This window comes from Dorea sp. BIOML-A1 (genome assembly GCF_009875615.1).
Lineage (GTDB): Bacteria > Bacillota > Clostridia > Lachnospirales > Lachnospiraceae > Dorea_A > Dorea_A amylophila.
Window position 1 is genome coordinate 1 of the sequence record NZ_WWSA01000043.1, and the last position, 22,642, is coordinate 22,642.

The 22,642-nt window shown below is 37.5% G+C and carries 22 protein-coding genes, 1 tRNA gene and 2 pseudogenes; 3 read left to right on the plus strand and 22 right to left on the minus strand.

Translation table 11 applies throughout. From position 1 onward, the window contains the following. Nucleotides 1-85: 85 nt before the first annotated feature. Nucleotides 86-511, minus strand: a complete 426-nt coding sequence (locus tag GT508_RS13260) for a GNAT family N-acetyltransferase (protein ID WP_161144436.1) — start codon at nucleotides 509-511, stop codon at nucleotides 86-88. Between the two features lie 498 nt (nucleotides 512-1,009). Further along, the gene (locus GT508_RS13265; protein ID WP_161144437.1) at nucleotides 1,010-1,918 is read right to left on the minus strand and encodes a hypothetical protein; all 909 of its coding nucleotides are present in this window, start codon (nucleotides 1,916-1,918) and stop codon (nucleotides 1,010-1,012) included. Nucleotides 1,919-2,145: 227 nt separating this feature from the next. Between GT508_RS13265 and GT508_RS15100 the strand changes: the two are divergent. Both GT508_RS15100 and GT508_RS13270 read left to right on the plus strand, forming a co-directional pair. Next, nucleotides 2,146-2,244: pseudogene (locus GT508_RS15100) on the plus strand (glucosamine-6-phosphate deaminase); the annotation flags it as partial. Nucleotides 2,245-2,491: 247 nt separating this feature from the next. Beyond that, nucleotides 2,492-2,719 carry an ImmA/IrrE family metallo-endopeptidase gene (locus GT508_RS13270; protein WP_242853941.1) on the plus strand — a complete coding sequence of 76 codons (228 nt, stop codon included), beginning with the start codon at nucleotides 2,492-2,494 and terminating at the stop codon, nucleotides 2,717-2,719. 177 nt (nucleotides 2,720-2,896) lie between these two features. On the opposite strand, the gene GT508_RS13275 is transcribed toward GT508_RS13270, so the two are convergent. The 20 genes and pseudogenes from GT508_RS13275 to GT508_RS13370 form a co-directional block, all read right to left on the minus strand. Beyond that, nucleotides 2,897-3,469: a CDP-alcohol phosphatidyltransferase family protein gene (locus GT508_RS13275; RefSeq protein WP_055248537.1), complete on the minus strand. Its 573-nt coding sequence runs from the start codon at nucleotides 3,467-3,469 to the stop codon at nucleotides 2,897-2,899. After that, nucleotides 3,459-4,523 carry an FUSC family protein gene (locus GT508_RS13280; RefSeq protein WP_055195607.1) on the minus strand — a complete coding sequence of 355 codons (1,065 nt, stop codon included), beginning with the start codon at nucleotides 4,521-4,523 and terminating at the stop codon, nucleotides 3,459-3,461. The genes GT508_RS13275 and GT508_RS13280 overlap by 11 nt, the downstream gene beginning before the upstream one ends. Nucleotides 4,524-4,556: 33 nt before the next feature. After that, nucleotides 4,557-5,600, minus strand: a complete 1,044-nt coding sequence (locus GT508_RS13285) for a HAMP domain-containing sensor histidine kinase (protein WP_055053945.1) — start codon at nucleotides 5,598-5,600, stop codon at nucleotides 4,557-4,559. Further along, nucleotides 5,600-6,310, minus strand: coding sequence for a response regulator transcription factor (locus GT508_RS13290; RefSeq protein ID WP_161144438.1), 711 nt, complete (start codon nucleotides 6,308-6,310; stop codon nucleotides 5,600-5,602). Before GT508_RS13290 ends, GT508_RS13285 begins: the two co-directional genes overlap by 1 nt. Further along, nucleotides 6,289-7,722: a phospholipase D family protein gene (locus GT508_RS13295; RefSeq protein WP_161144439.1), complete on the minus strand. Its 1,434-nt coding sequence runs from the start codon at nucleotides 7,720-7,722 to the stop codon at nucleotides 6,289-6,291. Before GT508_RS13295 ends, GT508_RS13290 begins: the two co-directional genes overlap by 22 nt. A gap of 290 nt (nucleotides 7,723-8,012) precedes the next feature. Further along, nucleotides 8,013-9,572, minus strand: a complete 1,560-nt coding sequence (cls, locus tag GT508_RS13300) for a cardiolipin synthase (RefSeq protein ID WP_055166960.1) — start codon at nucleotides 9,570-9,572, stop codon at nucleotides 8,013-8,015. A 35-nt stretch (nucleotides 9,573-9,607) separates the two neighbouring features. After that, nucleotides 9,608-10,288 (minus strand): GTP pyrophosphokinase, encoded by a 681-nt coding sequence (locus GT508_RS13305; protein ID WP_005360232.1) that lies wholly within the window; start codon nucleotides 10,286-10,288, stop codon nucleotides 9,608-9,610. Between the two features lie 38 nt (nucleotides 10,289-10,326). After that, nucleotides 10,327-11,304, minus strand: a complete 978-nt coding sequence (gene bsh, locus GT508_RS13310) for a choloylglycine hydrolase (RefSeq protein WP_005347230.1) — start codon at nucleotides 11,302-11,304, stop codon at nucleotides 10,327-10,329. A gap of 134 nt (nucleotides 11,305-11,438) precedes the next feature. Further along, nucleotides 11,439-11,843: a hypothetical protein gene (locus GT508_RS13315; RefSeq protein ID WP_139009185.1), complete on the minus strand. Its 405-nt coding sequence runs from the start codon at nucleotides 11,841-11,843 to the stop codon at nucleotides 11,439-11,441. A 7-nt stretch (nucleotides 11,844-11,850) separates the two neighbouring features. Next, nucleotides 11,851-12,147, minus strand: coding sequence for a hypothetical protein (locus tag GT508_RS13320; protein ID WP_005334864.1), 297 nt, complete (start codon nucleotides 12,145-12,147; stop codon nucleotides 11,851-11,853). 9 nt (nucleotides 12,148-12,156) lie between these two features. Next, nucleotides 12,157-13,155: a DUF6017 domain-containing protein gene (locus tag GT508_RS13325; protein ID WP_055215080.1), complete on the minus strand. Its 999-nt coding sequence runs from the start codon at nucleotides 13,153-13,155 to the stop codon at nucleotides 12,157-12,159. A 78-nt stretch (nucleotides 13,156-13,233) separates the two neighbouring features. After that, on the minus strand, nucleotides 13,234-14,136 hold the full coding sequence (locus tag GT508_RS13330; RefSeq protein WP_101872287.1) for a ParB/RepB/Spo0J family partition protein: 903 nt from the start codon (nucleotides 14,134-14,136) through the stop codon (nucleotides 13,234-13,236). Next, entirely contained in the window at nucleotides 14,126-14,911 is a 786-nt protein-coding gene (locus GT508_RS13335; RefSeq protein ID WP_055148854.1) for a ParA family protein, read from the minus strand. Before GT508_RS13335 ends, GT508_RS13330 begins: the two co-directional genes overlap by 11 nt. 14 nt (nucleotides 14,912-14,925) lie before the next feature. Then, nucleotides 14,926-15,891, minus strand: a complete 966-nt coding sequence (locus tag GT508_RS13340) for a ParB/RepB/Spo0J family partition protein (protein ID WP_055160129.1) — start codon at nucleotides 15,889-15,891, stop codon at nucleotides 14,926-14,928. Nucleotides 15,892-16,217: 326 nt separating this feature from the next. Next, nucleotides 16,218-16,291 (minus strand) — tRNA-Arg (locus GT508_RS13345). A gap of 379 nt (nucleotides 16,292-16,670) precedes the next feature. Next, nucleotides 16,671-17,546: a DUF3881 family protein gene (locus GT508_RS13350; RefSeq protein ID WP_161144440.1), complete on the minus strand. Its 876-nt coding sequence runs from the start codon at nucleotides 17,544-17,546 to the stop codon at nucleotides 16,671-16,673. Nucleotides 17,547-17,566: 20 nt separating this feature from the next. After that, nucleotides 17,567-18,856, minus strand: coding sequence for a serine--tRNA ligase (gene serS, locus GT508_RS13355; protein ID WP_006427141.1), 1,290 nt, complete (start codon nucleotides 18,854-18,856; stop codon nucleotides 17,567-17,569). A gap of 246 nt (nucleotides 18,857-19,102) precedes the next feature. Next, nucleotides 19,103-19,612, minus strand: a pseudogene (locus GT508_RS13360) (DUF4446 family protein); the annotation flags it as partial. Between the two features lie 6 nt (nucleotides 19,613-19,618). Continuing rightward, nucleotides 19,619-20,533 carry a ParB/RepB/Spo0J family partition protein gene (locus GT508_RS13365; RefSeq protein WP_118224845.1) on the minus strand — a complete coding sequence of 305 codons (915 nt, stop codon included), beginning with the start codon at nucleotides 20,531-20,533 and terminating at the stop codon, nucleotides 19,619-19,621. 28 nt (nucleotides 20,534-20,561) lie between these two features. Further along, the gene (locus GT508_RS13370) at nucleotides 20,562-21,323 is read right to left on the minus strand and encodes a ParA family protein (RefSeq protein ID WP_144100839.1); all 762 of its coding nucleotides are present in this window, start codon (nucleotides 21,321-21,323) and stop codon (nucleotides 20,562-20,564) included. A gap of 293 nt (nucleotides 21,324-21,616) precedes the next feature. Between GT508_RS13370 and GT508_RS13375 the strand changes: the two genes are divergently transcribed. Further along, nucleotides 21,617-22,489 (plus strand): alpha/beta fold hydrolase, encoded by an 873-nt coding sequence (locus tag GT508_RS13375; protein ID WP_161144441.1) that lies wholly within the window; start codon nucleotides 21,617-21,619, stop codon nucleotides 22,487-22,489. Nucleotides 22,490-22,642: the final 153 nt, after the last annotated feature.

Consider the following 22,642-nt stretch of genomic DNA (forward strand, 5'->3'; position numbering starts at 1 on the left):
CATCGTAAATGGAAGAAGCAAATCCATAATCAACATAAAAATCCAAAACCCCATTGTAAACCTCCTTTACTACAAATCCCGATTTCTATTTTCGTTTCCATAGCATAGTGTACTCTTTTTCACCAGTAGCTTCATCCAAGCCTTCACATTGAATAATGAACGCTTCTCTTTGGTAAAAAGAAATTGCTCTGGCATTCTTCTGGTATACATTTAATCGTAAGCTAACTTTTTTATCCTTAACATAATCTAATAAAAGCTTACCTATGCCACATGACTGCATTTCATCGGAGACAAAAATACCTTCTATATATTTATCATTTAGTCCTACAAATCCTTGTGTCATTTTATCTGCTTCAAACACATAAACTTCGTATTGTGACATCATTTCTTTTACTAATTCATAATTACTTTTCCAGTATTGATTGGAAATAAAATAATGTGCTTTCAGATTTGTCTTTAACCATATGTCAGCAACTCTATCGATATCTCCGTTCAGCAACTTTCTAATCATAACAAATTTTCTCCACAACTACATCCTTTATGCTTTTCTCTTTTTTTCATTCTATCACAAGCTCACCATTAATCATCATTTTTTTGATATTTTTTCTTTTCCCCCACTGTAAAACAGCCTCTGAGCGTTTCGTTATATAGAGGGGTACACATACAGAGCAAGATCCACCCATGTTTAACAGTAATGTCGTTTGCCATCCTGTTCTCCTATGGGATTTATCTTGATGGGGATTTCCCCATACCCTCTCAATAACAGACGTTTCACTTGTCTGTTGGTTCCACCTAAAGGTGTTCACAGCACTATTTCTAATATCGGAAGGGACAGCCGATATTGAAATACGTGAACTCCCGGCGGGAGGAATAGTCTCAGCGGAAGGAGGAGTATGAGAACAAAAACAAAAATATCTTCTTAGTGCAGCTTATCTCGCCAAGAAACTGAACTACAAACTACTATTCCATCTTCATAGGAAGAGATTCCATCATGTGAAAACTGTTCTGGCTACTCTATATCACTAAGTTTCTCGTTTACATAATTATTAAAATTACGATATCTATTCTGTTCATTAAATTGTCCTGATTTCATCGAATTATATATTTCTTCAAGAATACAATATTTTTCATCTTCATACACCCAACAATAGTATTTTTGATTTTTTACAGACTCACATTGATATACCTGATTTAATGAATCCACATACGAAACAAATGCTTGATAATACATAAAGCATTCTTTATCAAAATTAATTTCTAAGTTAACTTCTCCCTTTCCTTCTGGATCCACATCATGTATATTCCATACTTTATCTATACCAGAGTATGCGTCAAAACATGAACAAATTACATGTTTGCTATCTTTTTGTGGGTAATACATCTGGTTTGTTGATGTATCCTTAATTGAACCCACATTATTTAATTGTACTTTTGCATGCTCGATTGTCTTTTTCCTAACATTCTTATTACAAGTCCCCTTACTTTCAAATAAAAATACTTTTTTTTGCCCATCAACTCCGATCCAATCTGGTGCCATTTTTCCATTCACCAACGTTCCTTTAAAACTCTTATCTGTAAAATGATATAATTTGTTAATGTTATATATTTCATTTGCAATAATTCTTGTTGCTAACATACCCATGGCAAAAGAAATTACATTTTTATATGAAGTTTCCGCAAATTCATACTCATCTGAAATTACATAAAACCCTTTTTCCTTTTTTACTGCCATTCTACACATTGATGAATAAAATTTTCTTGCATCTCGAGAAATCAGTTTTTTTCCGTAAAATCCATTTAAAATAGCATATTTACTAAAATCTCCTCTTGAAACGTTAAATGATCTATGTTTGGTTGCATTAGGATTTTTTGAATAATCATTCTCTGAATCAAAATATTCATAATTCACACTTTCCATCTATTTTCCTTCTCCTTATCAGATGTAAATTTTTTTGATATCATTTTATTAACTTATCATTTTTCTTCATTCTATCACAGCATCTATTCTTCCGCCATCAGTCTTTCAAACCAGCTATCCAATAGCAATGATAAATTGGCCTACATCTGGCAATTCTTGCAGCATTTCGTCCAGAGTTTTCTGTTTCACATATTTCTGCACATACACCCAACAGGCAAGTACTCTATGGAGCAATCACTCCGGAAGTACCGGCTTCCATCCTTCAGTTACATAATGATGTAACAATCGTTGCTGATGAAGCTGCACTGAGTGAGATTGATAAATAATATCTACTGGACACCGGACATTGCAGTGTAACTTATGAAACGCATTTAGCTTTTGTTAAAAAAGGGAAGCTGTGATACACATCCATATACCACAACTTCCCTATATTTTCATCTTCATTTAATTTTAATCAATTGTCCATTTAAGCAGCTGTTCTTTCACCTTTTCAAATATCTGCATTACAACTACTAACACAATTACCATAAAGATAAATCCAACCCAGGTATGCAAGATGATACACTCTACAATATGACGGATAATACAGAATACCAGGCCAATCTGTTTGCTGCCGATCTGCTGATTGAAGATGAGGAAATCGAAGATATGGTTCAGAACGAGGACCTGGATTATTTCGGACTCTGCAGTTCATTGAATGCGACTCCGGAACTAATGAGCTTTAAATTATACAGCCTGACAAAACGAGGCCAGGCTTATCATATGCCGATGGAGATTCAGAGCAATTTCCTGGCGAAATAAAGTAAATAAAGATCCTGTTCTATATATCATAGTATGAACAGGATCTTTTTATAATGATTTATTTTCTATCTAAAATTTTATTAAACCGACTAAAGACTCCATAGTTTGTGTGTTTGACTTACTGTTTATATCTATCCTCTCCTAAATATTTTTCTAGTCATTGCAATATAAAATTGCTTATACAGTCTCTCCCTTAAGAGTCCTGGTATTCTGGATAATATACAGAGCGACCGATATGACCATCATTATAGCGCACAAACCAATCAACAGATCTGATACCATAGGTGTAATGTGGAACCATATAATATGCACCGCTGCAGTTCCATATAATAAAAAGGTTACTATCTTTCCATGCCAGTCTGCACCGTGTACTTTTCCTGTCTTTCGTATCACAAGACATCCACTGACTGCCATATACAGCTCCTTACCTGCCATTATTACGATTAAAAGAAGCATATGCGGAAAACGAGTAAACAGACAGATTAACATCGCTGCCTGTGTCAGCTTATCAGCCACCGGATCAAGTATTTTTCCTAAATTACTAATCCTATGGAATCTTCTTGCGATATATCCATCAGCAAGATCCGTAAGGCCAGACAGCAATAAGATTTCACCAGCTAACAGAGGATTTTTCTTTACACAATAACTCCATATAATTACCGGAATCAGACAAAGCCGAAAAAAAGAAAGAAGATTAGGAACCGTAATAATTCTATTCAAATTTTCTTCCTGATTCACTTCACTCTGCATGTACGGTCACCTCACTTTCCTTTTTTTTAGACATAAACCAATAAAATATAACACAAAATGCTAAAGCAAACACAACACCAAAAACATTTTGAATCACTCTAAGACTAACCGCTCCTTGTAGTCCATAAGTCTCTGCAGCAATGGCTAAAGCACCAAATGTGTTAAATACTGCCTGCCAGCCATATTGTGCTGAAAATCCTACACCGATTCCACCAAGAATTCCTATATATGCATAGATTGACGAAGGAAGCAGAAAATATAATACTGTAAAACATATAACACCTGCAATATTTCCGACAATCCTTTTACGGACTCTGTAGTGCATATCTTCCATAAACGGCAAAATCGCGGACATGGCCGCAATACCAGCCCACATTGCACGTGGCATATTACAAAGTTCTGCAATGCAAAGGACAATCGGTACGCATAAAATCTGACATATCTGCCATTTTGTTCTGGAAGAAGTGATATCAAATTCTTGTATCAGATCTTTCAGATTTCTTTTATAAGTTCTTTTTTTATGATTTCGATAAAATACAAAGCAGGTAAGTGCTGCACCTAAAGCCATTCCGACTAATCGCATCTGATAGCTTTTTCCCGTAACATCATAACCATATAGCAGCAGATACCCAAGAACCAATGTAGATTGATTAAACATGAATGGATTATGGCATCCGAACAGAATCAACACAGCCAGTGCCGCAATATTTAACAGCATTCCCAATACCGGTGAAAACTGATTTGCTAAATGCGGACATACAGTCATAATTACAAAGAACAAAGCCAAAAGCATCGTAGATTGTCCGGTGTGGATCCCCAGATCCGCATTTCTAAACACCATGAGACATAATAAGACTACTACACCTACAATGCTGTTCTCATTTCCAAATAGGATGCTGAAAATACTAACAAAGAAAAAACAAAATGCCATTGTAACAGCTATCTTCACCAGATATACCCACATATGATATAATTTTTCTTTTAGTGTTTCACTCTTTTTCAACAGTTTTTTAGAACCCGCCTGATTTAACTGCAACTCCTGATAAAATGTCATATAAATCCTCCCATCTTCTAATTTATCTTAAAACTATATAATCTCATCTTTCTGCTTTGGCAGCTCTATAACAAATCTGCATCCACCATATTCACGGTTTTCTGCTTTGATTGTTCCTCCGGCACTATCTACAATCCGTTTTACAAGTGCAAGACCTAGGCCATTTCCTTCTGCTTTATGAGATCCATCTACCTGATAGAACTTGTCAAATATTCTGGATTTTACATCATCCTCTATTCCTGGTCCTTCATCTTCCAGAATGAACTTAACAGAATCCTGTTCTTGTTTCAGAAACATCGTAATTGTCCCCTTTGAAGGGCTGAACTTAATCGCATTATCCAAAAGATTTATCCAGATATGCATAAAAAGTCCTTCATTCCCAGTATATTTAACTTCCTCCAATTCTACCTGAAAACCAATTTCTTTTTCTGTCCATTTTGTTTCCAATGAAAGAAATGCCTGGCGGATCTGTTCATCCAGACGATATTCTGTTTTTTTCATTGGTATATTCTGATTCTCTAACTTGGATAACAGCAAAATATTACCAACCAATCCGGAAAGTCTTTGGGTGTTAAATAAGATTTTTTCTACATATTCCTCTTGATCCTGAGACAGTTCTTCTCCCTGAAGCAGCATTGTATATCCTTCAATGGCATTAATCGGGGTCTTAAACTCATGAGAAACATTAGATACAAAATCCATCTGCAGCACCTCTGTTGCACGAAGTTCTTTTGTCATAACGTTAAAACTTTGATAAGATTCTCCAACTTCTGCTATACGGCTGTTCGTTTCCAAATGCTGTTCAAAATCTCCCTGAGAAACTTTCTTCATTGCTTTACTAAGTCTGGTAATTGGTTCCAGTAACTTTGCATTAATAAAGGAAGTGATCAGCCCTGCAATCAATGTATTAAAAATCAAAAGCCAGCCAAGCACAGGTATGCTGCCCGGCAGATTAAAAAAATGATTCAAAAAAGCAAATAATAAAGCAGATATGACTGTTGAAAATACAAGTGCCAGCCAGATTGCACCAGTCAGACAGGACCGGATCCGCAATCCTTTTTCTTTCTTTTGTTCCATTATTTTTTCACCACCTTGTATCCAATTCCACGCATTGTTACGATTTCAAAATCAGAGTTATCTTTAAAACGCTCTCTGATTCTTCCTATATGTACCTCTATCGTATGTGGGTCTGCCTCCGTCTCGTATCCCCATACTTCATCCATCAACTGTTGTTTTGTAAATGTTCTGCCTGGCGAAGCTGCAAGCTTATATAAAAGCAGGAATTCTTTTTTAGGCAAAACAAGACTTTCCTTATCAGTTGTAACCGTCATTGCATCATAATCAAACTCTGTTGAACCGATCACAATTTTGTGTTCATTCAGTATCTGTGCACGGCGAAGCAGTGCTCCGACTCTTAAAACCATTTCATTCACATTTACCGGTTTTACCATATAATCGTCACTTCCCGAAAGAAATCCCTGGCGCATATCATCAAAGGAACCTTTCGCAGTGATCATAAGCACTGGTATCTGATATCCTACTGAACGAAGTTCTGACACCAGTTCATAGCCATCCATAACCGGCATCATAATATCAGAAATGATCAGATCAATATATTCCTTATCCAATACTTCTAATGCCTGTGCTCCATCCGATGCACTTTTGACTTGATATCCATTCTTCTCAAGCACTTTTTGGAATAGCTGGCTTAATTCTTTATCATCTTCTACAATCAATATTTGAAACACGTTTTCCTTCCTCCTTATTAAAACAGATACCTTGCCCATCCAAGCAGATGCTGTACCAAAAATATTTTTCTCTGACGTTTCTTTGTTAATTCGATTGGCTCTACATGATATGGATCATTATAAATTCCGCCTTCTAATATCTGGCGGGACACTTTTTCATATTCCATCATGCCCTCTTCCAACTGTTTATTAATATCTTTACTGCGAATTACAAGCATCAGTTCCGTATCCAGATATGCACTTCTCATGTCCATATTAAAGGAACCGATTACAGACAGATCATCGTCAATGAGAATACTTTTTCCGTGGTATGAATAACCGCCTTCATATTCCCAGATATTAATTCCTGTACTTAAGATTCTATTTCTGTTTTTCGCATAATCGGCAGCCCCAAATGGATTCCCATTATTCGCAACTGAATTTGTCATGATAGAAAAATCTGAAACGTTCTCTGCAATCTCCTCCCATGTATTATACATCATATCATTACAGATAATATATGGCGTGTGGATCTTCACACGATCTTTTGCATTTTTCATCAATTCTCCCAACTGATACCACACTACTGGTTCTTTGGAACCTGTGTGAATAGGATTTGACACTAATGTAATCTTTTCTGTCTCAAAAGTTTCGTCCGTATAATCGGTCTCGCAGATTCTTTCCTTATTCTCTTCAAAATATTTCTGATAGCTGTTCTGCAGCTCTAAAACTGCGTTCTTTACAGATTTTCTATTTGCCAGTTTTTTATTGTTATGAAAATAACCACTGTCTTCCTGATTCCATATGGTTTCAAAATACTCTGACAACTGGTTAACTGAATTTTCTTTCTCAGGTTCATCGCAAACCACTAACACGTCTCTGTCATAGTTCTTATGTCCCGGAAAATCACCCAGGAAATAATTATATGTATTTCTTCCCCCAAGAATATATCTCTTTCCATCTGCAATCAAATATTTATCATGCATTCTACCCATCATTTTCCACGGTTTCAACGGATTGGCCTTATTATACAGTTTAATTTCAACATTCTCATGGGAAGATAATCCATAGAAATACGGATTTCCTTCCATATCAATCCAGCTCTCCATTCCATCTACTAACAGACGAATATGTACACCTCTGTCTGCCGCATCATGCAGTGCTCCTAAAATCAATTTTCCACTTTCATCGGATTGAAATGCAAAAGTAGAAAGAATAATTTCCTTTTTTGCATTCTTGATCAAACGCACTCTTTGTAAAAGCGCTTCTGGATTCTTTTCTATGATTACTGCCCGTTCTGTATTTTCACTGCATTCGTTCCATGACCCATTTTTTGTTTCTTTTTTGGTTGTATTGGACACTTCCGGCTGCTTTTTATATGCAACGCAGATTCCGAGCAATTCATAAAAAGCCACACATAAAAAAATTGCCAGTATAACAAGAAGGATTTTACATATTTTATGCTTTTTCATTGTACATCACCTGCTTCCTTTTTATTTCATACTTATACAATACAAAGTCAATCTCAATTTAACCTCAACAAAATTTATTTTTCATAAAAAAATATGACCGGCTTCTTTTTAAAGAAACAGTCATATTTTTATTCTAATATATGAAGGAGCTTTTCTTACTCCGTTGTATTAATCACTATCCATGCAAAATCTTCTTTGTACAACAGACTGTTAGATATAGCAAAAACGGCCTTTCAAAAACAGTTAACTTCTAAATCAACTGTTTTTTGAAAGGTCGTTTCATCAGATTCTTATAGCAATCCAGCAAATAATCTCATAAATAATTGTCCCAGTCGCAAATATGCACTTCGTCCGGTTTGATATTGGTCTGTCACATCACGACATTCTCCCATCGTTCTTATCAGATCATTTTTTATTTCCACAACTGCCTGACAATCTGCCATAAAACAGCCGTTTTCAAAATGGTGATATAAACTTCGATAATCCAGATTAATTGTTCCACAAGTTGCCATACAGTCATCTGCCACACTCATTTTTGCATGGCAGAAACCAGGAGTCCACTCATAAACACGAACACCATGTTTAACTAATCCATGATAAAAAGAACGAGTTATATTATAAATGAATTTTTTATCAGGGATACCAGGTGTGATAATTCTTACGTCTACCCCTCGCTTAGCAGCCAGACATAACGCATGCGTCATTTCATCTGTTATGATTAGATATGGAGTCATAAACCAACAATATTTTTCAGCTTTATTTATCATACTGATATAAACTTCTTCTCCTACTTGCTCATTATCCATAGGGCTGTCTGCATAAGGTTGAACAAACCCAGTTTGCTGTGCCGCATAATCATAGTGGAAAAGGTATTTACTAAAATCAGAATCATTAGCATCCTTATCACTTACTGCATTCCACATTTCCAAAAATGTCACCGTAAGCGACTGAACAGCATCTCCTTCTAAACGAATACCTGTATCTTTCCACTGTCCATACGGGTGTGTGTAATTAAAATATTCGTTTGCTAGATTATATCCACCTGTAAATCCGACTTTTCCATCAATAACTGTTATTTTTCTATGATCACGATTGTTCAAAAACAGATTTAAACCTGGCATAAACGGATTGAATACACGGCAATGAATTCCTATTGCTTCCATCTTTTTCACAAAATCTGTGTTAATAAAGCCTATAGAACCCATATCATCGTAGAATACTCTAACTTCCACACCTGCTTTTACTCGCTCTTCCAGAACATCTTGAATCTTATGCCATGCTTCAGCGTCTTCTATCGCATGATATTCCATAAAGATAAACTTCTGTGCTTTCTCCAAATCCTTAAGCTGTGCCTCTAATCCTTTCACTGCTTCATCAAAATACACAATATCCGTATTCTGATAGATTGGATACTGCGAATTTCTTTGTATGTAACTTGCTATATTTCCTGCTTTCGGAATTGTTTCTTTTATTTTGCTCAAACACTCCTGACTGTCCGGAAGCATTGGTAACAATTTGCTATCAATTTCTGCATATCGCTCACGCATTTTATGTGTGCCACCATTCAAACCAATCAACAAATACAGGCCTACACCCATAATTGGGAAAATTAGAATTAAGATGACCCAAGGCATTTTCATAGAGGATGTCTTATTTGATGCGTACAATCCCAAAACCAAGATCCCACTCAAAATCCTTGTAAATAAATTTATGATTTCTGCATATTCATTCAAGCGTGTTACGATAGTAATAATAAAAATCACTTCCAGAAGAATGCAGATTATGGAAAAACACAGCCGTTTTACCCCATTTTTTGTTTTTGCTTTGCCCTCTAAAGTATCTTGTTTCATATATATTCCACCTTCCTACTTGCTCAGTTTTCTTCCTAAATTTCGTGGAACATACCAATTTTGTCTTTTATTCTCTGCATTTCATTATCTGCTTCAATGATAGCTCTTGCAGAATGAAGTAATTCTTCACTTATCTCATCATAGCCAGGCATTTCTTCAATTCCTTTTTTATAGCGAAGTTGATGTTCCAATGTTGCCCAGAAATCCATACCATTGGTTCGAATCTGTAATTCTACACGCATAGGTGTTTTACCCTTAGCAAAAAATACTGGTATTTCAACAATCATATGATAGCTTCGATAACCATTCGATTTTGGATTTTTTATATAATCTTTTATTTCAATAACTTTAATATCATCCTGTTGGGTAATCAAATCTGATATCATATAAATATCGTCAATAAACGCACAAACTATTCGAACGCCTGCTACATCATTGAGATATGTCTGTATATTTTCTGTTGTAAATTCATATCCCATCTTCTGCAGTTTATCGTAAATACTATTGGGCTGCTTAATTCTTGTTTTTATAAAAGAAATAGGATTTCGATTGTTCTCAACTGAAAATTCATCATCCAAAACCTCAAGTTTAGTTTGTATCTCCCGAATAGCACAACGATACATCATCATTAAATTATAAAATTTTGTAGCATTATTTAAAAACTGTAGTGATTCCGGACTGTTCATCCTGAGTTTTTTTACTTCATCTTTTGTCATGGAACTTTCCTTTCTACCTCATCCCTGATTTCAAAACATTATTTATTTTGATAGTTGATTCGTTCTCCTTGAATTACTGGATAACAAATCATTTTATCACTATCCAGATTTTCTACATGCATATCTACTGCACTGATCTGATGGTTTTCATAAGTATTGTAATAATAAATACCTTTTGTAACATTACAACACGACGTATACAATGTGATTTCATATTTTCCATCCGCTACTTCGCAACATCCTCGTTGCTGATCCACAGATCCGAGAATGTGGAAGAATTGGCTAACGCTTTCTTCCTCTGATTCACCTGAAATTGCATTTACCTTTGTAAAAGCTACACGTACAAAGCGTGAGGAAGATGAGAGATCTCCCGGAAGACCTAATCCTCCCATACCTCTACTATATGCATCAAGAGCCAAATTTTCGCAGAAAGTATTTCTGGGCTGTTTAGGAGATAAATACATATAATTATTTAGTTGAAACATCTGCTGTGGAAATGGAGGATTATTCGTAAGCACTCCTACTGGATTGTCATAAATATGCAAACCATCTGACATAGATTCTACCGTAATTGACTCATTCTCATCAGAAATGATCCAGTGTAATTGTGCTAATGGTAATTGCTCGCTGAAAGGAGTATTAACAATATTAATTCGTTCAAGAAGCTCGCGAACTTCAACTAAAGAAGAACACTGACTTAAAATCCACGGAATAAATTCAAACTGTGCAATATTTTCCACATCTGGCTTAATCGCGGCATAAACAGCATTTCCGACAAAATTCAGTCCTGCCATTGCCACTCCTTTTTCATTCATAGCATCATAATACAAAGGATAATCCTCAGCAACATGAGCCATTCCAATAATTGCATAATGATTTTTCATATCGCCAACATGGCGAAAATTAAACGCATAATTACGTGGTGTAATTACTATCTGATCACCATAAGAGAATTCATAATCGAGGGTTCGTCCAAAGTAAAAATCTTTTGTTTTATAAGTTGCTGCTGTACACATGATTGTTTATCCTCCTAAATAGATTGAAATATGTCAATGAGCTTTTTCTTGAACAATATTATAGCACAATTCTTTTATTTTGTTCCAACTTCATACATGATCATAACATGTAAACTTTAAACTATTTTCCTAGATTATTTCTCCATCAGTTTTGCAAACCAGATATCCATAGCTAGGATGAATTGACCTACGTCTGGCAATTCTTGCAGCATTTCGTTTAGGGTTTTGTGCTTCACATATTTCTGCACATACACCCAACAGGCAACGCTACTGGCTTCTGATACAATGTCAGCTATGGTTTTGCGCATAAGCTCTTCAAATTCAGCAATTTCTTTTTTTGGAACAACATCATACAGTGTTGGTGCCTGATGACTTAATTTTACGCCATTTTCATTTGCATCTTTAAGCAGATTCTTAACTTTTTCTCTTGAGTTCTCCGGTACTTTCATGTACTCCCAGATAAATGCTACCACATCGGACGGTGTGTCTTTTTTTAGTGGTGGTAACTGAATATAATCCTTGTTTTCGCTCATTTTCATATTCTCCTCACGATATAATAAAATCAATAATACGTTCTCTTGTCATGTCCAGTACAGTATCTACAAACACTCCTGCAAACAGGATCAGATACAGAATTACACTCAGCGAAAATAGAAATGCAACCTGTACCCAGTCATGATAACAGTATGCAGTCGCTATAATCAATAAAGTGAATATAAATCCAAGGATTCCCCTTACAACCGCATAAGTCTGTACTGTCATCTTCACTGCCAGGCCGATCACAAAAAGGATCAGCCATACCGGCAGTAATAATATCTTTCCAGCAAGTTTTAAAATAAACATGTGCACCTCCTATCTTACCAGTCCTGGCATATCATGGTTCACCTCTGCCTGATAATACCCGTTCATCGTTGACGGTGCATTAAACAGGGCTGCTAATAAATATTTCTTGATGTTCTTCACCTTTGTGGTGTTACCACTCATACAGTGTAAGACATACTCGATATGTGAATAGGTCAGCATCAGAAATTTTTTCTTCACCAGTGATGCCGGATACCAGTTGCTGGCAATCAAGATCTTGTCATTTTTACACATCACAGTCTCTACGATCAGGTTCACGATTTCATCTACCTGCCGCATATCGTCATGATGGGTTACTTCCAGTGATTCATAATCAATGGTCTCTTTGACAAGGTTTTCATAAGCCTGATAATCCTCAGAGCGGTTATCGCCATCGGATCGATTCTCATCTGCAGATACGATTTGATTAGATTTATTATCATTCATTTCAGTATCACTAAGATTAGTATTATTAGGGTTTGAAATGTAAACTTCTTGAAGTTTGTTTTCGGGACCTCTAGAAGTTTGATTTTTGGACTTCATGAAGTTTGAATTGTAAACTTCTGTAGATTCCTCATTTTCCACAGAAGTTTGTTTTTTAAACTTCTGTGATTCCTCTCCAAATTTTTTCTCATCTGTTTTCTCAGGCATAAAGGTTTTCACGTAGATAACGTTCACCTTTCCAAATCCCTGTCTGCGTTTCTCAATCAGACCAATTCCTGTTTCGTCATCCAGTTCTCTCATGGATTTAATGGCTTTATTTCTGCCACAGTTCAGTAATTCCATGATATCTTCGATGGAAAAGTAGATATATGCTCTGTTTTTGTCGTCAAACCACTGATTCTTGATGGAAAGAGACATTCGATCCAACATCAGTCCATATAAAATTTTAGCATCGCTCGATAAATCTTTAAAATAACTGTCTGTAAATAATGCTTTTGGTATGCGGTAGAAGCTGAACTGATCAGCTTCGGTACCGTAAAAATAATTAAATGTCATTTTTTTCTCCATAATTTCCTCCTTTCATTTTCTGCTAAGAAGTCCTCTTTTTAAACTTCTTTGACTTTGTTTTCTTAGCTTTTTCTATCCTTAACAGGACTGTTCCTGCATCCATTTTTCTAATAATGATTCAATCACCTGCTCCATATCTTTGGCTGTATAATCATCCGGAAAGTACTTTGTCAGTTTCTTTTCTGAGAAAGTAAGAGACCGGGATACTTTCTTTGCCATCACACAGTTATTGAAAATTGATAACATCTGGATCTGATTGATTGGTCCATCATTCAGCTGATTTCTGAGTGCTGCAATCTGTTTTGGCTTGATAAATCCGGTGTCGCTGATATATTCGTAAATCCATTCCTGTACTTCCTTGTCGATATAGGAGATATCGACAGCAACCGTGAATTGAAGCTTTTTGTTATCTACCAGATCAAGAAGTTCCGGAATTAATTCTGTCAGTCGGATATACCGCTGAACACTTCGTGCACTTTCTCCAACCTGTTCTCCTAATAACTGATCTGTTCTCGACTTCGTGCCACTTTGGCACAAAGTTAAATCTGTCCGACTCCCCTGTCTTTTCATTGCATCAAGTTTCATCTTATAAGCAAAGGCTTTCTCACTGGGCAACAGTTCCTCTCGCTGAATGTTAGCGTCCACCATCGCAATCACGGCATCATCATCCGATAATTCTCTTACGATTGCCGGAATAGTCGTAAGTCCTGCAAGCTGTGCTGCATGCATTCTTCTATGACCGGATACCATTTCATATTCTTCATTATCATCCATTCGAAGCAGTACCGGTGTCAGTACTCCATTGATCCTTACACTTTCAACCAGATCCTGCATCTTTTCATCATCCAGCACCTTGAACGGATGATTTTTAAACGGATGGATCTTACTGATTTCTATCTCCATTGCAGATTCTTCATTTACCACACCCAGCAGTTCATCAATGCTTGCCAATTTAATCTTTTCGCCACTTCTATTTTTCATTTTTCAAAACCTCCTGTGTTAAGTTCTTATATGCTTCGGCAACTTTTCCTTTCGGGCAGTGCATGTAGATGCTTTTTCCCTCTGCACTGGTCTCAGCAGCTTTTACAGACATCGGGATCACATTTTCAAATACCTCGATCTGACTTCCGTAGGTTGTATGTACTCTCGATGCAATATCCCTTGCGTAATTGGTTCTGAAATCTACCATGGTCAGGAGAATGCCCTCAATCGCCAGTTTCCGGTTCAGTCTTTTCTTTACTGTAAGAATGGTCTTGATCAGCTGCTGAAGTCCTTTCACCGGCAGATATGCGGCTTGCACAGGTATCAACACAGAATCGGAAGAGACCAGTGCATTGATTGTCATCATACCAAGGCTCGGCATACAGTCGATCAGGATATAATCGTATCGGCATCGTATCGCATCGATATATTCTTTCATGATCATTTCTCTGCTCATAACATTTCCCATCGTTACTTCCAGTGCGGAAAGCTCAATATTTGCCGGGAGAAGATCTACATTTTCCTGGTGATGTAAAATCCCATCTTCCAGAGAGATTTCTTCTTCGTTGATGACATCCATCATGATCGTTGCCAATGTGATGCGAAGATCATCCGGTTCCTCATATCCAAGACTTGCGGTTAAACTTCCCTGTGGATCCGCGTCGATCAACAACACTTTCTTACCTTCTCTTGCCAGTCCAATGCCTACATTTACGGTTGTGGTGGTCTTTCCGACGCCACCTTTCTGGTTTACTACGGATATAACTTTACACATGATTTCTTCCTCCTTTAACTTTCCCATGATTCTTTTTTCCATAATTTCAACAGTGCCAGTATTTCCCGTTTCATCATTGCCGGTGTATAAGAATTTGGAAAATACTTGTGCAACTGCTCGTTTGTGAATGCCACTCTTGTGATCTCACCCTTTTTCACTTCACACATGATCTCTTCCATCTTTTCCAGTGACAACTGTTTTTCTTTACTCAGTTGCCGGATCCTCTGGGCCTGTGAGAGTGATGGGATTGCCTGTGCATACTCCATTGCTACAAGCAGTTCTCTTTGTTCTTTTTCACTTAATGCAGCTATCTCTACAGCCGGACAAAAAGAAATAATCTCATCATCCAGTTTCTGCAACATTTCCGGTATCAGTTTTGTCAGTGAAATATAACGCTGCACTTGTTTTGGGCTATCACCACAATCTTCACTGATGATTTCTATTGCCCGCTTTCTTGGTGTTTTGTGGTCAACTTGGCTCTTTTTTCGACCACTTTTTCTTTTTAATACGTCATTCTTCAGTTTGTAAGCAAAAGCTTTTTCACTGTAGCTGATCCGTTCTCTGTGAAGATTGGAATCTACCATGCTCAAGATGGAATCATCTTCACTTAATACCCGGATGATTACCGGTACTTTACGGTATCCCAGTTTCTCCGCAGCATGTTTTCTTCTGTGACCGGATATGATCTCATAGTATCCATCCGGTACTGGTCTGACGATCAGCGGATTTAAAATTCCATACTTCTCAATGCTTTCCTGCAAAAGAAACATTTCCTTATCATCTTTTACCTGAAACGGGTGCTCTTTGAACGGACGAAGACGCTCAATCTCAATTTCTATGATTCTTTCTTCGTTTTCTCCTGATTGTCTGTTTGGCTCAGTCATCTTGACTCCTTTCCTCCAGGATTCAGGAAATAAAAAATGCCTGCCTGGAACTTTTATAGATAGTAAAGTTCCAAACAGACATTGCTGTTTGACCATTAGCTACAGCTAATAGAATTGAATACTGTTTCAGCTAATTCCAGTTTGCAGGTTTGGGAGAGATTGTTTCTTTTCCCGCCTTTTCTCTGATTTACATCCCCGAATAAGGGGTGACAACGGAGCGGAACCCAAATGTTAGCTGGACTTCTTAAAACCCATGTTTGCAAACCGGTAATTTTGATTAGCTGTCAGCTAACAAAAATCGGATTGCGTTAGCTGGAAATTGATCATTTTGAATGGAATTTTGTGTCACGAACGTGATTAGAAAATAACAAAAGCGTTCGCTGTCAGCTAATCCAGCTAACATTTTCGAACGCTTTGAAGCCCGTCGCCAAGAGGATTTGAACCTCCGACCCCTCGCTTAGGAGGCGAGTGCTCTATCCAGCTGAGCTATGACGACACATGCCGCAAACCCTTGATTTTACTGGGTTTCTGGGATTTTTCCCTTCGGCCATATATAAGATTATCAACTCTATTTCGAGTTGTCAATCTACAGATTTTTTTGATTTGGTAACATTAGAACGTTCCCCAATTTGGGGAATGCTTTGTTGTCACCATTAGCATTTTTCAGAATAGATTCGAACTGAAAGTTGTTTTTCATTTTTCCCTTTGGGGAATGCCTCGGCTTTCTCTTAGGAGGCGAGTGCTCTATCCAGCTGAGCTATGACGACACATGTCTATTTTACCATTAATCTCACAAAAGTCAATACAGGGATGGATATCCCCACCCCTGTATCATTCTGAAATATTTATCCACATTTTACTGTTCTTATCCACATTCAGAAATTGATTTTTCCCTGCAGCCACACATTTCCTTTGAATCTGCGTCCGACTGCCGGTTCGCCCATGACTTCTCTTTTTGGTACACATACATCGAATAATAATCCGTTCACATCCAATTTCATAATGCAGATATCTTCCCTTGTAATCTCATTTCTGGTAAGACGATATTCCAAGATCTCGCCCATGATCGAATACCGGTCGCATTCGATTCCATACGGCATAATGTATGTATCCACAATGGTAAATACATCTTCCGATATCAGTCTTTTCGATACTTTGGAATAGGTATCCATATCATCCAGTGTAAGACTTTCGATTGCCTGCGGATCACCTGTTCTGGCTGCACTCAACAACAGCATGCGGTTGTGCACCTCTTCCTGCTGTTCCCGTTCCTGCTCCTTGCTTTTCCTCACCGGAAGCAGGATGGTTCCCTCATTACAGAGTCCGGACAAAGTAACAGAAGAATACTTGATACTTCTTCCGCCTATCTGCCTCTCTCTCAGATATTCCATCATATTCTGCAGATAGAATACCAGGTTGATGCCGACTTTTGTATCCTCACAAATGCCTACATATGCTTCACGGTCTATCCTTCGTTCCACACTGACATTTGCATAAGATGTTACGCCGGATCCTGTGAAATACGGAGCATAATAGCGGTAATCAAACTGTTCGTCGATATCCATATCTCCGCACACCTTGATCCCGATACCTTCTCCATATTCTTTATCAAATTCACAAAGATCCGTCATTTCATCCTGCGTGACAAGCTGATGTCCCGTATAGGATTCTTCCACATCTCTTATAATCTGTATTAACTGTTTTTTGTCTCTGATATTTCCAAATCCAATGGATTTCAAATATTGATGCATACGCTTATCCTTATAACTTCCTATTTTTTAGGTACAAGCTTCTCTGTTCCGCCCATGTATGGCTGTAATGCCTTAGGAATCTTAACAGATCCATCTTCCTGAAGGTTGTTTTCCAGGAATGCGATCAGCATTCTCGGTGGAGCCACAACTGTATTGTTCAGTGTATGTGCGAAATATTTTGTTCCGTCTTCACCTTTGACACGGATACCAAGTCTTCTTGCTTGTGCATCACCAAGGTTAGAACAACTTCCTACTTCGAAGTATTTCTTCTGTCTTGGAGACCATGCTTCCACGTCACAAGATTTTACCTTCAGATCTGCCAGGTCACCTGAGCAGCACTCTAATGTACGTACCGGGATATCCAGTGAACGGAACAGATCTACCGTGTTCTGCCATAATTTATCATACCAGATCTTGCTTTCTTCCGGTTTACATACAACGATCATTTCCTGTTTCTCGAACTGGTGGATTCTGTATACTCCACGTTCCTCGATACCATGAGCTCCTTTTTCTTTACGGAAACATGGTGAATAGCTTGTAAGTGTCTGTGGAAGCTGTTTTTCTTCCAGCATTGTGTCGATGAATTTACCGATCATAGAGTGCTCACTTGTTCCAATCAGGTACAGATCTTCTCCCTCGATCTTGTACATCATAGAATCCATCTCTGCGAAGCTCATAACACCTGTTACAACGTTGCTTCTGATCATGAAAGGTGGTACACAGTAAGTAAATCCACGATTGATCATAAAGTCTCTTGCATATGCAAGTACAGAAGAATGAATTCTTGCGATATCACCCATCAGATAATAGAATCCATTTCCCGCTACTCTTCCGGCGCTCTCAAGATCGATTCCGTCAAATGCTTCCATGATCTCTGTATGGTATGGAATCTCGAAATCAGGAACAAAAGGCTCACCGAATTTTTCAATTTCTACATTCTGACTGTCATCTTTTCCGATTGGTACAGAAGGATCGATGATGTTCGGAATGATCATCATATTCTGTTTCAGTTTCTCTTCTACTTCTTTTTCTTCTTTGGAAAGTTCTTCGATTCTTGCAGCACTCTCAGCTACTTTTCTCTTTAATTCTTCCGCTTCTTCTTTCTTTCCCTGTGCCATACATGCACCGATCTGTTTAGAGATTTTATTCTTTTCTGCACGAAGTGCTTCTACTTCTCCCTTAATATCTCTATTCTTCTGATCCAGTTCTATAACCTCATCTACCAAAGGTAATTTCTCATCCTGGAACTTATTTTTGATGTTCTGTTTTACCACATCCGGATTATTTCTTACAAATTTGATATCTAACATTTTTCTAAACTCCTCCTGCTCTCATATCTGTTATATGATCTGCTATTTTCTATTTTTTTCAGGTCTTGCCATATCTGGACGCATACTGCTGGTTCTTGTATTCAGGATTTTTCCATTATTTGCCTTTCCAGATGCCTGTTTTGCACTTCTTGCATTACTGTTTTTCTGATTTCCGTTCTTTGCCGGACCGGATTTTGCCATTTTCATACTTCCTGTTACAGAAGCAACTGCCTTATTGACTTCTTCTTCATATCCATCTTCGAAAATAGCCTTATCCAGTGCTTCTGCTTCTTCCTCAGCAAGTTCTACATAGCTTTCCCCTTTTACAATCTCTTTTACGTAAGTGTAACAGCCCTCTCTGCTGTGCATTGCATTGAGGATCCATCCGGTATTATTATTGTCCAGCATTGCAAGTGCAAAGCTGAGCTTTCCACCCATTTCATTAAATGCATCATACTTGACAATACCAACCTTCTGGTAAGACTTCTCCATCTTTTTGTTCAGCTTTTGGATGTCTGTACGATTCTGCTTTGTGTATTTCAAAACTGCTTCTACATCCGAAAATCCTGACATCATGCTTTCTTCCAGTGTCTTTCCATCTTTCCCACGCATAAACGTCGTATAGCTGCTTTTCAACCGATTATACTTCATTGTTACATTTACATACAGAACGAATAATATAACAATCAGTACCAGCAAAAATAAAAATATCAATGCCGGATCGATACCAAGTGCTTTCAGTATTTTGCTATCCATATTCAATTACTCTCCTCTTTTAATGCTCATCATCATATCGAACAGATGTTCTAATTCATCATCTGAATAATATTCTATCTCTATCTTACCTTTTCCCTTTCCTTTTGATGCTATACTGACTTTTGTTCCGAATACACCTTTCATCTTTTCTTCCAGATCCTGGTAAATGAACGCATTCTCCATTACCTTCTTCTCTTTTGGTTTTTTCGGATTCTTGATCTCTTTCACAAGCTTCTCAGTCTCCCTCACACTGAGTTTCTCGTCAAATATCTTATTTGCCAGTGTATACTGAAGTTCCGGATCATCAATTGCGAGAAGCGCTCTCGCATGCCCTGTAGAAATCATATCGTCAATTATCATCTGCTGTACTTTATCACTTAACTTCAACAGTCTCATAGAGTTTGTTACCGCAGTTCTGCTCTTCGATACTCGTTCTGCAACTTCATCCTGTTTCAGATTGAATTCCTCCAAAAGTCTCTTAAATGCAATTGCTTCTTCAATTGGATTCAGGTTCTCTCTCTGGATATTTTCAATCAGACCGATTTCAAGAATTTCCTGATCTGTATATTCTTTTACAATTACAGGAACTTCCTTTACCCCGGCAAGTTTTGCAGCTCTCCATCTTCTTTCACCGGCAATGATTTCGTAGTAATCCTTTCTTTTCCGAACAAGCAGCGGCTGTAATACACCGAACTGTTTGATGGAATCCGAAAGTTCAAGGAGAGCATCTTCATCAAAATTCTTTCTCGGCTGATCCCTGTTCGGCTCAACCTCATTGATCTTCATCGTCTGCACGCCTGCTTTTTCTTCTGCTTCTTTCTTTGCTTCAGCAGATTTGTCAGGTGTTACAGACTTTATGCTCTTATTATCTGGGATCAGACTGTCCAGACCTTTTCCCAGACCTTTTTTCTTAATTGGCATTCGTTCCCTCCTACATCACATCTTTTAGTTACTCTCTATTCATCACTTCATCAGCAAGTCTCTGGTATGCGCTTGCGCCTGTAGACTTTGGATCATACAGATTGATCGGCATTCCATAACTTGGTGCTTCTGCCAACCGGATATTTCTAGGAATAATCGTTTTATAGATGTTCTGTTGCAGGTTCTCTTTTACATTTTCTACAACCTGAAGTGAAAGATTCGTTCGTGCATCATACATTGTAAATACAACACCTTCTATTTCCAGAATTGGATTCAATCTTTCTTTCACCAGTTCAACTGTATGTATTAACTGGCTCAATCCCTCCAGCGCATAGTACTCACACTGAATCGGTACCAGCACCGAATCAGCTGTTGTCATAGCATTAATTGTCAGCATACTCAACGATGGTGGACAATCAATAATAATATAATCATAATTGTCTTTGATTGGTGCAATAGCGTTTCTGATGATAAATTCTTTATCATCCACACCGATCAATTCAATTTCTGCCGCTGACAGATCAATACTTGTCGGAATAATATCCAGGTTTTCAATTGCTTCTTTTTGAAGCACTTCCTCTACACCAACCTGTCCAATCATAAGATCATAGATATTCTTTTCAACTTCATCTTTGTCTATTCCTAATCCACTCGTCATATTTCCCTGCGGATCCATATCGATAGCAAGAACTTTCTGGCCTTTTTCAGCAAGGCATGCCGACAGATTAATAGCTGTCGTTGTTTTTCCAACACCACCTTTTTGGTTCGCAACGGCTATAACTCGTCCCATTCAATTATCACCTTCCCTTTTTTTACATGATATTAGTATATCACTTTTCCAGGTACTTATCCATAAAATGTTTCACGTGAAACATAGTTTTTCCATTTTTCATAAATATGAATCTGTTCTATTTGTTATTTTCGTTATCTTTATGCTTTTCCATTCTTTTTATTTTTTAATGTTTCACGTGAAACATTTTCTTTGATTACACAGATGTTCATTTTGCGTTCATTTTGCAAAGGCAATCTTCCAATTTATAAGTAAATATAGTATAATTAGTAGTAAGAAAGTGAGGTATCAACATGAACTGGAAAAAGACATTATTGTTCATCTCGACAGCAATCGGAACAACAACCCTGGCGTTCCACGTAATAAACAAATTCATATTCAACACCTCTGATGAACCCTCAGAAGAAGACTCATCCAACTACTACAATTGGAAATTTGGAAATATATATTATCAAAAGACAGGAAGCGGCTCTCCTCTTCTTCTCATCCATGATCTGAATCATTACAGTTCTTCAATGGAATGGGACAAAGTAATCGATACTCTTTCCAGAGAGCACACTGTGTATACCATAGATCTTCTTGGATGCGGAAAATCTGATAAACCTGCCATCACATACACCTGCTATCTCTATGTCCAGCTTCTCACTGATTTCATTCGCGATATCATTGGAGAAAAAACAGATATCGTTGCAACCGGAGCATCTGTTTCTTTTGTAACAGCTGCCTGTCAGAACATTGCCGATCAGATTGGTCATATAATCCTTGTTTGTCCGGAAAGCATCCGTACACTTGCAAAAGCACCAAACCATAAGTCAAAGCTGCTCGCAAGTATTATAAATCTTCCTATATATGGAACATTCATCTATAATGTTGGCGCGCGTAACACTGCACTTTCGGATTCTGCTGAATGCAGATATCTCTACTCTAGCATTTTAGGTCATTATACAACAGTAAATATTGCTCATTGTCTCGAAGGACTTGCAACTTCTATTGCCGTGATTTCCGGGAAAAATGCACCGGAAACTTTCGAAAAAGCTGAAGAATACTGTAATGTTCTCCCATCCATTGAGCATATTGAAATTGCAGGCTGTGGATTACTGCCACAGCGGGAAAATGCTGATGCATTTTTAGAGCAGATAGACATATTGCTAAGCGACAACTGCTAGTGTTCTGCCTGTATCACCAGTAAATAATATTAAGTTTTACAAAAGGGGTAATGTTTCACATGAAACATTACCCCTTTCAGACTGTAGACAAAGTCCCGGGCAGAAGTCCGGGTTTTTCTTTTATCAAGTTTTCCACATTCCTAACTTTTTTCC